Below are 11430 nucleotides of genomic sequence, written 5' to 3' on the forward strand. Positions count from 1 at the left end.
TCGCTTAAAGAAGCTGTCGGAGAAATCTGCGCAGTGCAGGCCATTATCTCCGGCGAGATGCAAGTTAACGACGTGCCGCTTGCGCCATGGGTGGACCTGGAGGCCTTAAAAGCCGGAGACCCGGAGCCGATGGAAGTAGTAGTCGAAATCCCTGCAGGCAAGTCAAGGCGGGGATGGAACTACAAACCAGAAGCCCTGCAGAAGATTGTCGGCGAGGTGATGAACCAGGGTCTTCCAGGTTTCCTGGGGCACCAAAAGCCGGAAGAAGTGGATCATGCCTTCCCGACACCGGTTACTCACTGGGTAGGTGCTTTGTGGAAGGACGGCAAAGCGTACTTCCGAGGCATTGTAGATAAATCAGCCTCTGACCTTAAACGATGGATTAAGGCCAACGTGGTCCGCACGGTGAGTATTTTTGGAGTACCCAAACTTCAACAAGTGGCCGGGGAAACTCATGTAGTTGATTACAGGCCATTGAGTATTGACTGGACGCCACTGGGCAGAGCCGGAATGCCGACTGCAGTGGTGGCCATAGGGGAGATGGACGAAATTACAGGAGGTGGAGAAAAGACAATGACATGGAAGGAACTTGTTGCCCAGCTCAAGGCCATGCTGGCCAATAAGGAAGTCTCTCTTGGTCAAGTAGTTGGGGAGATGGAGTTAACTGCTAATAGTTTAGCGGGTGAAATGCAGGAGATTAAACAGGCTCTGGAAGCAGTAGAAACACTGGGCAAGGTAAAAGAAGCCCTTGGAGTTTCAGGGGAAATGGATGTAATAGCTGCTGCTTCTGAGGCAAAGAAAGCGCTTGATGAAAAAGCAAAAGCTGCATGTGAGCAACTTATCAATGAAGTGCTTCAAGAAAAGGTGGCCGGTGAAATGGCTCAGGCTCTTGTAAAGAAAATGCTTAATGTAGCCGAAAACACTACCAAAGAGCAGATTGCCGGTGAGATTGATAAACTTTTGGCTGATGAGACGGTTAAAGCGGCTTTGGGTAAATTCTACGTGGACAAACCGCCGGTAATTGGCGGTGGTAAAGAAACTACAACCCTGCGCGTTAAGCGGCAGGCTATTTAATTTTATAATTTTAACGGAGGTGGGATAAATGGCTTACACTGGTCAACCGGTACCCAGCACTGTAACTAATATCGGGTACGGCAAAATTAGTGACGGGAAGAGCGTAAAAGTGACTGTTCCCGAAAATACCACAATTGAAGCAGGTAAGTTTTATCTCCTTGACGGTTTCTTCGGCTGCGCTGTGCAGTCGGTAACTACGGGCGTCGGTCAAACAGCAGAGGTGGTCCTCAATATCGAACAGGCGGAATATGAAACGGACCAAATTAATACGCTGGAGACCTTCGCAGCAGGAAGCAAAATCTACTGGGATGCTGTAAACAAGCGGTTTACTACCACGCCTACCGGCAACCGTTTCGCGGGGATTGTGACGGTACCGAAAGACGCTAACAACGTGATCTGGTTCTGGTTCGCTCCGCAGCAGCCAGCTATTGTCCAGGCTGCGGTGGTGGCGAATGTGGCTTCGGCAGATGCTGGCGCAACTTACACTTCTGCTGAGCAGGCTCTGATTAACGAGCTTAAAACTAAACTCAACACTCTGCTAGCTAACCTTCGGGCGGCCGGAATTTTAGCTGAATAAAGCTGAATTAGGAGGTGTTTTAAGTGAAAATATATAACCAGGAAACATTAAAAGAAGTACGCAGACACGGCACCTATACCGAGAAGGTGCCTTTTGTCTTGGACGGGAAATTGTTTGAGGTGGAAAAGAAGATTGTCAACGGCGAGATGGAGACCCTGGAACTTTCTCGGCCTGTAGGTGAAATGCTGACTTCCGGTTCTGTGGAGCAGTTCAAGGATCTACTTAGAAAAGTTGTTCTGGACGTTGAATTAGGTCGTGAGCAGGTGCAGCTGCTTTACCAACCGATTTACGAGAAGATTCAGGACGCCAACCTGCCAAGGGTACTTGACGCTAAGTGGGCATTGACTGGTACCGTAATATTCACCGAACACATCGAGGGTGAAGAAGTAAAATTTGGCCGCTTGCAGGCCGAGCAGGGGCCAACAGCTCGTATTCTGACTTATTCTACTGGCTTTGAATACACAAAGGAAATGAAGGATTTCAACGAGGCTTTCTCAGTGGAAATCCTGAACCGGGCCATTGGCGAGGCTTACAATGCACTGTTGAACCATATTCACCTGTATCCGATACTGAGTTTCAATTATCCTACTGCTAATAAGACGGCTTACCAAGGTGCTACGGGAGATTCTGCATGGGTAGGAGTGTATAAGACAATTACAAAGGCTATTGCGGACGCAGCAAAAGCAAAGCGACCTGGAACAGTACTGTTGGCCTCTACAGCGGACCAAGCCAACATTGAGATGGCCTTAAGAGGCGGTCATCAGATCGAAGGTACTATCTACCCGGCCATTAGTGGTATTCAGTCCGTGATTTACTACGACGGCTGGGAGACTGTAGTTGGTAAAAAGACATATAGCTATCCCGGTGTAACTCCTGGTAAGGCATACCTCATCCGGCCGAAGCGCGGCTTCAAAGAACTGGCTAAGCAAGATTTGCGGGTCGAAGCTACCAGCGGTGACTTAAGCCGGTTAGTAGAAAGCCAGATTGTGGCTTATGCTTATCGGGGTGTCTACGCCGCTATCGAGGAAAATGTTCAAGAATTAACCTTAATTGCTTAAGGCGGTGAAGTAAATGGCACGTTGTATTGATTGCGCCCGGTTCCCATGGATGCCGGGCGCTGATTATTCTATGTTACCGCCAATGCAATGCGCTAAAGAATTAACTGCTCGCAGATGGACTATAGAAAGCGCGAATATTGAGCACAATTGCCCGTATTATGACGGGCCCGAGGCGGTGAAAGAGAATGACGCCAACAGCGGAACTGAGAACAAAGCTTCGGAAACTGCTAGACGAACAAATACCCGCAGGCGGAATTGATGCTGATACTCGCTTTTTGGATGCGGATATAGACGAACTGCTAATTGATGCTGCAAATATCTTCGAAGCCGCTGCTGCTGGATGGACGCTCAAAGCTGGGATGCTTCAGCGAGAACTTGGGCAGGTTGAAAGCTATGCTGTGGGCCAGGAACGCTACGATATGCGGAAACTCAAGGATATGCTGGATTACGCGCTGAAAATGGCCGATACTTACAGCCGTATGGCAGCAAATAGTATGGGCAGTTTAATTCTGAGAATTCAGCCGCCGGAGGTGTTGTAATATGGATTTAGTTAGCCTTCGGCGGCAGCATATATCCTGGGCAATTCAGCAGAATCCGGTGACGATAACCATCCAGAGGACCGAAAAGGTCGATATGGGTGGTTATTTTGACGAAGTACAGAGCGAATATGGCCCGTTTACTGTACGGATATTCCATCGTGGCTCTTGGGTACCCCAGGAAGTTTCAACATTGGCAGGAACAAAGCAAGTTGACAAAGGATGGGGTATGCTGGCGGATTACCAGGCCAACCTGAAGGCCGGGCCGAACGTAGTGGATGAATTTGACGCTCCAGGTCTTGGCCATTTCCGGATACTGGCTGTCTATCCGCAGATTGTCCAGGGACAAGTGGTCGGCTATCAGGCTGACCTTGAGAAGGTGAGTTAGCATGGCTTTAGGAGACCAAACAAGGGAATTTATTGAGCGAAAGAAAGCCGGCCTTTATGCACTGCTCCAGAACTGGGCTGGGCAGTTAGAAGGCTATGCTAAAACCCATGCTCCTTGGACTGATAGGACAGGACATGCGCGCCAGGGTTTACATGGCGGAGTAGATATCCGGGGTAAACAATTGGTGCTTTATCTTTCCCATGGCGTGGAATATGGCATATGGTTAGAGTTGAAGAACAGCGGGAAATTCGCTATAGTTGGTCCAACTGTAGAAGCACACTTATCACGTATTCGCAAAACAGTGATTGATTACTGGAGTGATTAAGCATGAGATCAACGATAAGACAGTTGCTTATTGCTGGTGTGCCGCAGGTCCAAGGACGGGTTTATGAACCTCATGCTGCGGGGGCCAATACGCAGAAGCCGTATTTAGTGCTTAAAGAAGGAGTACAGGATCCGGGAGCAGATTGGGCGGCATTTTCTACAGTAATTGAGGTTTGGCCCCATGTAGCGAGAACAACATTTCAACAGGTAGATGCGATTGCTAATGCCGTTATCAATACATTACACCGAGCACGATTTTCCGAAGCGGGAGAACAGTATCTTGCCGACTACATTGGTACTGCCAGCCAGGACTTTGTTGACGATGAGTGGGGTGTTATCACCCGGGGCTTACGCTTCCGGGTTTTTGCTCTGGGCTGGCTAAATGGCTTTACTTACGATCCGGACCCAGTAGCAACTCTGCGGAACTGGACAACAACAACTTTCCCGGAATTGCATACGGACCCTGCAACATGGTCTCCTACTGATACCGCTCCGGGAGTTTACTGGCGACTGATACGATTAACTCCGGTACAGTTTAACGCTGCGGTTAACTGGATAGAAGCGCTGTTTGCCGGGCATGTTTTGGCCCCCAGTGCAGCAGTAAGGCTTACCTGGGTGCGAAAACTTACAGAAGGACTGGTGAAACAGCGCAGGCTTATAATGGTTGATGGTGGCCCGCTGGAGCTATTGAAAGTTGTGGCTGATAGCGAAGCCGACCCAATACGGCGGGGACAAATACAGTTAACGGCCAGATTCGGAGTGTTACAGCCTACTGCCCAGGCCTTAGTTCTTGGTAAGGCTGTTGTAGGTGGTGCGGTTAGCGGGGAGGTGATTTAATTTGGCTAAGGAAAAAATTGAACAGGTACAAGAAGCGGTTTACAGTCGAGAAGAACTTATTGCTTCGGCTTCTTCTTTCGGTGTGAAACCGGAAGTAGTGGCCGGGGCGTTACGATTAACTGGAAAGGATAGTTTGACAAAAACAGAAGCTGAAAAAGCAATTAAAACATTCCTTGAAAGGAAGGTGTAATAAATGGCTGGTTCAGTATTTCAGGTGGGCGAAACAAAAGTGAGACCCGGTGTGTATGTCCGGGTTACGAACATCGGTGAGCCACCGGAAGCAGTTGTACCTCAAGGTATAGTTGCAGCACTTTTTAGGTCTTCCTGGGGACCTCTGGGGCAGGTAACTTATCTTGAAAATGCCGATGCGGTGACAGCTAATTTTGGCTCTACTGGTACTATTGATACGGCAATTGAAGCTTTCCGCGGCGGTTGCCGTCGGGTAGTAGCCTATCGTCTGGGAAGCGGTGGAGCTAAAGCTGCTATAACTCTTAAAGATACTGCGACTACTCCAGCAAATGTGGTAACTATTGCTGCCAAGTACGAAGGAGTGCGCGGTAACAACTTCAAAGTAACTGTAAGGGATTCACTTACTGATACAACTAAGCGGGAGCTGCTGCTTTATGAAGGAACAACCTTACTGCAAACGATTACTTTTACCAAAGGGGCCGGAGAAGCACAGGCCTTAGTCGATGCTGTAAATGCTTCCAATAGCCCCTATATTACGGCTACTAAGCTGGCAGACGGAAACGGGATTCTGGCAACAGTGACCCAGCAGGCATTAACCGGTGGCCAGGACCCGACTGTGGATGGCGCAAGCTACAGTGCAGGATTATCGGCAATAGAAGCTATTGACTGGAACGTGCTGGCGGTGGATAGCGAAGATCCGGCTACTCACGTCACAGTGCAAACTTATATCGACCGGGTACGCAATGAAGGGAAACGAATAATAGCTGTTGTGAGTGAGCCAACCAGCGTGCAACTTTCCACCAGGCTTGCCAATGCTAAGGCTTTCAACGATCCGGCTATTGTCTACGTAGCTAATGGCTTTAAGGGATCTGATGGGGTGGTCCGGGAAGGCTACAAGGCGGCAGCTAGGGTAGCAGGTATGATTGCGGCGGCCAATATCACCGAATCACTTACCCATGCTGTGGTCAAGGGTGCTACCGAGCTTGTTGGTGCGCTTACAAATGCCGAAATAGAGCAGGCTATTCAATCCGGTGCGCTGGTCTTTACCCTGTCGGCACAAAAACAGGTGCAAATTGAATACGGCATCAATACTTTTGTTACTGTCACTGCTGACATGGATGCTGGCTGGAAGAAAATCCGCAGAGTAAGGACCAGGGATAACCTCATGGACCGCATTACCGCGACCTGGGAGCCTCTGGTAGGCAAAATTACCAACAGTCCGAACGGAAGAGCAATTTTAATTGCAGCGGCTCAGGGAGTCATCAACAAGATGATTGCCGAAGGTGCTCTACTGGATGGAAAGATTTACGAAGATCCGAATAATCCTGCTTCAGGTGATTCTGCCTGGTTTGTAGTCCAGGTTGATGACCTTGATAGCGCTGAGAAGCTTTACATCGCATTTGGATTTGAGTTTGCACCCTCAGTAACACAAAGCTAATGGAGGTGTAGCATATGGCTGACGGACGCTATATTTTCAGGGACTGTGTTCCCGACGGAAATATTGATATTGCCAATGTAAAGACAGGAGATATATTGAACCGTTCCTGGTCTTTCCGGGTCAATAGCCCGCCGGAACTGCAGAGTCTACTTGATTCTGGAACATTTGACCCGCGCAACATACTGCGGGGATATGACGGCGAATTGTATGACGGTGACGGCAATTTTTTGGCTGAAGTAAATGAATGGCAGGCACAAATCAACTATGAAAACTCGGACTATCAAGCTGCTGGAAGCAAAATTAAATGGGCCGTGCCGCAAGGCTACAGCGTAACTCTCACTTTCACTGAGACGGTGATACGGGATGCAAGGTTGTTGCAAAAGGTTGTGGCCGGGCTTAATAAAGGTGAGCCTGACGCAGTGTTCAACTTCATGGGTGTCTTGCGCGGACATAATGTGTAACGGAGGGATAGAAGTATGAGCGAGGTTGAAAGAGACGAACTGTTAGAGGTCGAAGATGTAATGCTACGGGACATTGGTGGCGTCTTAGAGGCGATGGAAACTGTAACAAAATATGAAATTTTCGAGGTGGTCAGAGACGGCAAAAAGTTATTTTCCTTCCGTGTGCGGGGGCTGAGTGATGAGGAATTGGAGCGGTGTCGTGACCAAGCAACTAAGGTTGTTAAAGATCGCAGACTTGGTAGTTTGGCCGTACCGCGGGATTTCAACGCAGCAAAGTTTAATTCTCTGATGATTTATACCGCTACCCATGATGAGGATAGAAAAAAGCTGTGGGATAACAAAGAACTGTGGGCTAAGGCAGGAATTGCTACAGGCTGGCAGTTGATTGAAAAGGTTCTGCGTCGGGGCGAAAAGGAAGCAGTAATGGAACTAATTGAAAAGCTTAGTGGTTATGATGAGGATGGAGAAGCTACTGAAGAAACACTAAAAAACTTATAAAAGCAGGAGGCCGGGCCGCGCTTCTGCATCATATATTCCAGCGGCTCGGTATTACTCCTGATGAGTTTTATGCAAAGACCTATAAGGTGAGGGCTTTTATGCTGGCTTCGATGATGGTACAGTTGGAAGCTGAGGAAGAGGAAAAACGTGAAATAGAAAGGAGGGCGAAGGATGGCGGAAAGTGAGATTTATCGTGTGGAGATACCGATAATCGTTGACGATCAATCAGAAGCGCCGATCGAACGAGCCAGGGAACGGGTAAATCGGTTTCAACGTTCAGCAGAAAAAACAAATGAAAGACTACGCCGTATGGCGGCAAGGGAATATAGGTTCAGGATGACAACACTCGATAGATTGTCTCCTACGATTCAAAAAGTTCAACGCAATCTATCTTCTGTGACACGAAAAACGTGGACAATCACTTTGCAAGCAAAGGACAAAGCGACAGATATAATCAAACGCGCGATAGGTACTGTTACCAGTCCTCTCGCCCTCCTTGGCGCAGGATATGGGATTTATAGTTCGTTTGCAAAAACAATGAATTTTGAAGCGCAAATGTCTTCTATAAAAGCCTTGACTGGAATTAGTGCTAAGGAGTTGGGCAAGTTGCAAGGTTTAGCAATAAAGATGGGGGCTAATACCAAATATTCTGCTCTTGAGGCTGCTCAAGGCATAGAGGAATTACTCAAAGCCGGATTGTCGGTCAAACAGATCATGGATGGCGGATTAGAAGCTGCTCTTAATCTTGCGGCAGCAGGGGGATTAGAACTAGCTGATGCTGCTGAGATTATGTCAACTGCGATGAATGCTTTTAAAAATGATGCCATGACTGCTGCGCAAGCTGCAAACATTTTGGCAGGAACAGCAAACGCTTCGGCAACATCTGTTCAAGAACTTCAGTATTCTTTGGCAATGGTTTCTGCTGTAGCTTCTGGTGTAGGCATGTCCTTTAGAGATACTAACGTTGCTTTAGGGCTTTTTGCTAACAATGGTTTAAAAGGCTCTGATGCAGGTACAGCTCTTAAAACTATGCTGATGAACTTAATTCCACAGACAAAACAGCAAATAGAAATGTTTAAAAAGTTGGGGCTGATAACTAAAAGCGGAACCATTGCCTTTTTTGATACAAAAGGCAAGCTGAAGTCGTTGGCTGATATTGCTGGTTTGCTTAAAACGCGGCTAAAAAATCTTAGCCAGGCCCAGCGAATGGCGGCCCTGGAAATTATGTTCGGTTCAGATGCGATTAGGGCGGCCAACATCCTTTTTAAAGAAGGTGCTGAAGGGGTTCTAAAATTTACGAAAGAAATGAGCAAAGTTACAGCTCTTGACGTGGCAAAGGAAAAAATGAATAATGCAGCGGGGGCTGTGGAGCAGTTTCGGGGTGCAGTTGAGACGTTACAAATCAGTGCACTCATGCCATTGATGCCTCTTATTCGCGAGTTTGCGCTTTGGGCAGCAGATATGGCCGAAAAGTACACGCCGCAAATTACTAAAAAGTTTGAAGAAATGAGCAAGAAGATTAAGCAGTCTTGGGGTGCTATTTCGGCAGACCCTGCGTTCCAAAAAATGGACTTTGGCGACAAAATAATATATATTCTTAACCTTGCTCTGGATAAGGTCAGTAAGTGGCTTGACGGAGAAGGTGGGAAAAAGGTTCAGACGGTGTTTGCCAAAATAGGTGCAATTGCAGCCAAGGCATGGATTGAAGGACTTGAAGGTATGGTACAGGCTTCTGTTAGTTCCTTTGCAAGCGGCAACATTCTTGGCGGTATAGGTATGCTTGGTTTGGCCTCAGCATTGGGTTTAGGATTACTGGTCCGAGGAACTATCGGCGCAGGTAAGGGACTGTTTGCTGGTGGCAAGTGGATGATGGAAGGCATTGATAAATTAATGACATCACGTGCTGCCGCACGAATAGCTGCGCTGGAAAAAACAAATCCTCTTGCAGCTGAAATAATCAGGGGGACTTACGGAATAGGGAAAACAACAGCTCCTGCCACGAAAGCAGCGGCCGCTTCAGCAAAGGTTGTAAAAACGACAACTCCTGCAGCCACTACTGCTGCTCAGGTCGCTCAAAAAGGCTGGGTAAGAACGGCAAGCGGGCTATACATTCCTGCCGAAACAGTACGAGTTGCAGGGGAAGCGGCTGAAGAGGTAACTGCAATAAGTAAAGGGGTTGGGAAAACAGGGTTTTTATCTAATATAAAGATACCTGGGTTTGTTGGCAAAGCCGGAAAATTTTTGGGTAAGGCAGCTCTTCCTCTGACACTTATAACTGAGGGAATTGAAATATTACGCGCCAGAGACAAAGTAAAAGCGACTATTCAGGGGATTGGAGGTTTGGGCGGTAGTTTTGCAGGAGCAAAACTTGGCGCAATGATAGGAACAGCTATTGCTCCTGGAATTGGTACAGCAATTGGCGGAGCGTTGGGGGGGATTGGTGGATATATTGTTGGACACTGGCTTGGGGGTGAAGCTGTTAATGTAGCAAGATTTGGGACAGTTAATGCACCAATTTCAAACGTTCCTGTTAAAAGTGCTGTACCGAGCAAAACTCCGGTAGTAATACAAATACAGGCAACAAGTAAACCGGTTTATAATATTACGACTGCTGTTAATGCTCAGGACGTGCTTAAAATTATCAAAAATAACGAAAAGACAATTGCTGACCAACTTTCGGACGAAATCGGAGAAAAACTTGCTTCTACTTTTAACAATATACCCCTTACCCCGGTCTGGGCAAAATGAACTTTATTAGGATAGATTTTACAAAATGCCTCTATCATGGGCGTGGAGTCAATAAAAAGCTCCTTTTTGGGCTTCCATTGTATAAATTCTAACCTATTTTAGCAGGAAATACCTGCCTGTATAGCGAATAATTATTAAAAATATTCATGGAGGTATCTTATATGGGCAGGTATAATGTTAGCAAGCAAGTGTCATTTATTCTCATTATGATGGTGTTAATAGTGATGATTACTGGATGCAGTTCAGCCGAATTTAATAAAGCAATGGAAAATGGAAAACAAGCATTATCGGAAGGTAAATATGATGACGCAATAAAATATTTTCAAAAGGCGGTAGAGCTAAAACCAAATAGTGAAGAAGCAAAAAAAGCCTTAGAGGAAGCTATAAAAAAGAAAGATTTTAAGTCGTATATTAAAACTGTTGCGCCAACAATGCAAAGTATTTTAGAAATATCGACGAAATGGGATTCATTACGCCAGCAATCAACTCAGGGGGTAATTACTGATATTGAATTCGGAATGCAAACAATGGATTTAGCAACTAAGATGCGACAAACAGTAGAAGAACTTGAAAGTATATCTTTAAATTTAAAAGAACCTCTAAAAAGCATACATGAATTACTAATATCATCTGCCGAACAAAACGTAAATGGCCTTACAGAAGTTATTTCAGCAATAGACCAAGGCGATTACTCGAAAATCACATCGGCCAATAATTATCTTTCAGAAGCTAGAAAATATGAACGTCAATATGTAGATAAGTTGCAAGAATTAGCTAAAGAAATTGGGATTGATTTAAATGAATTGCTACCGAATTAAAGGAGAGGAGAAAACATGGAATTCTACCTCACGGCTCCTGATGGGAGCCGTATTCATTTACCAGTAACCCCGGAAAAAATTACTGTCCAAACTGAAAGCAAAATGGAAACTTTTGAAGTAATAAGTCTCGGGAAAATAGACATTCCACGAGGTCGCGTATCAATGCGCATAAGCTGGGAAGGGTTCTTCCCTGGCGAAGCAAGGAAAAATTCTCCTTTTGTGATTGACTGGCGTCCTCCCAAGGAAATGGTAGAGATAATCTCCCGGTGGAAAGATAAGGGTACAAAAGTACGACTGCTGGTTACCGAAACACCGATTAACTATGACTGCTATATTTCTTCATTTGAACATACCTGGGGCGGTGGATATGGTGATTGCCAGTACACTATAGAGCTTGTGGAAGCCCGGGAATTAGTGGTATATACTGAGTCCGAGAAAAAAAGTAAACAGCAGTTATCAAAGAAACGACCTTCACCGCCACCAT

At 46.4% G+C, this 11430-nt stretch carries 13 protein-coding genes and 1 pseudogene; all 14 read left to right on the forward strand.

From position 1 onward, the window contains the following. Positions 1–1074 (forward strand): hypothetical protein (locus ULO1_RS02835; RefSeq protein WP_079932944.1); only part of this gene is annotated, 1074 nt, incomplete at its 5' end. Between the two features lie 28 nt (positions 1075–1102). Then, positions 1103–1651 (forward strand): DUF2190 family protein, encoded by a 549-nt coding sequence (locus tag ULO1_RS02840; protein ID WP_200806923.1) that lies wholly within the window; start codon positions 1103–1105, stop codon positions 1649–1651. Between the two features lie 23 nt (positions 1652–1674). Further along, positions 1675–2709 (forward strand): hypothetical protein, encoded by a 1035-nt coding sequence (locus ULO1_RS02845; protein WP_079932945.1) that lies wholly within the window; start codon positions 1675–1677, stop codon positions 2707–2709. A 185-nt stretch (positions 2710–2894) separates the two neighbouring features. Then, a complete protein-coding gene (locus tag ULO1_RS02850; RefSeq protein ID WP_079932946.1) occupies positions 2895–3248 on the forward strand; it encodes a hypothetical protein in 354 nt (117 codons plus the stop codon). 1 nt (position 3249) lies between these two features. After that, a complete protein-coding gene (locus ULO1_RS02855) occupies positions 3250–3633 on the forward strand; it encodes a hypothetical protein (protein ID WP_079932947.1) in 384 nt (127 codons plus the stop codon). Position 3634: 1 nt separating this feature from the next. Beyond that, the gene (locus tag ULO1_RS02860) at positions 3635–3958 is read left to right on the forward strand and encodes a hypothetical protein (protein ID WP_079932948.1); all 324 of its coding nucleotides are present in this window, start codon (positions 3635–3637) and stop codon (positions 3956–3958) included. A gap of 2 nt (positions 3959–3960) precedes the next feature. Further along, positions 3961–4794: a hypothetical protein gene (locus tag ULO1_RS02865; RefSeq protein ID WP_079932949.1), complete on the forward strand. Its 834-nt coding sequence runs from the start codon at positions 3961–3963 to the stop codon at positions 4792–4794. A gap of 1 nt (position 4795) precedes the next feature. Continuing rightward, on the forward strand, positions 4796–4984 hold the full coding sequence (locus ULO1_RS02870) for an oligoribonuclease (protein ID WP_079932950.1): 189 nt from the start codon (positions 4796–4798) through the stop codon (positions 4982–4984). 3 nt (positions 4985–4987) lie between these two features. After that, complete coding sequence (locus tag ULO1_RS02875; protein ID WP_079932951.1) at positions 4988–6421, forward strand: phage tail sheath subtilisin-like domain-containing protein; 1434 nt, start codon at positions 4988–4990, stop codon at positions 6419–6421. A gap of 14 nt (positions 6422–6435) precedes the next feature. Next, the gene (locus ULO1_RS02880; RefSeq protein ID WP_079932952.1) at positions 6436–6882 is read left to right on the forward strand and encodes an endoglucanase; all 447 of its coding nucleotides are present in this window, start codon (positions 6436–6438) and stop codon (positions 6880–6882) included. A 15-nt stretch (positions 6883–6897) separates the two neighbouring features. Then, entirely contained in the window at positions 6898–7380 is a 483-nt protein-coding gene (locus ULO1_RS02885; protein ID WP_079932953.1) for a hypothetical protein, read from the forward strand. 171 nt (positions 7381–7551) lie between these two features. Continuing rightward, positions 7552–10128, forward strand: coding sequence for a phage tail tape measure protein (locus ULO1_RS02895; RefSeq protein ID WP_200806924.1), 2577 nt, complete (start codon positions 7552–7554; stop codon positions 10126–10128). Positions 10129–10289: 161 nt separating this feature from the next. Continuing rightward, positions 10290–10946 (forward strand): hypothetical protein, encoded by a 657-nt coding sequence (locus tag ULO1_RS02900; protein WP_079932955.1) that lies wholly within the window; start codon positions 10290–10292, stop codon positions 10944–10946. Positions 10947–10961: 15 nt separating this feature from the next. Continuing rightward, a pseudogene (locus tag ULO1_RS02905) lies at positions 10962–11430 on the forward strand (hypothetical protein); the annotation flags it as partial.

Origin of the sequence: Carboxydocella sp. ULO1 (genome assembly GCF_002049255.1) — a bacterium.
Taxonomy (GTDB): domain Bacteria; phylum Bacillota.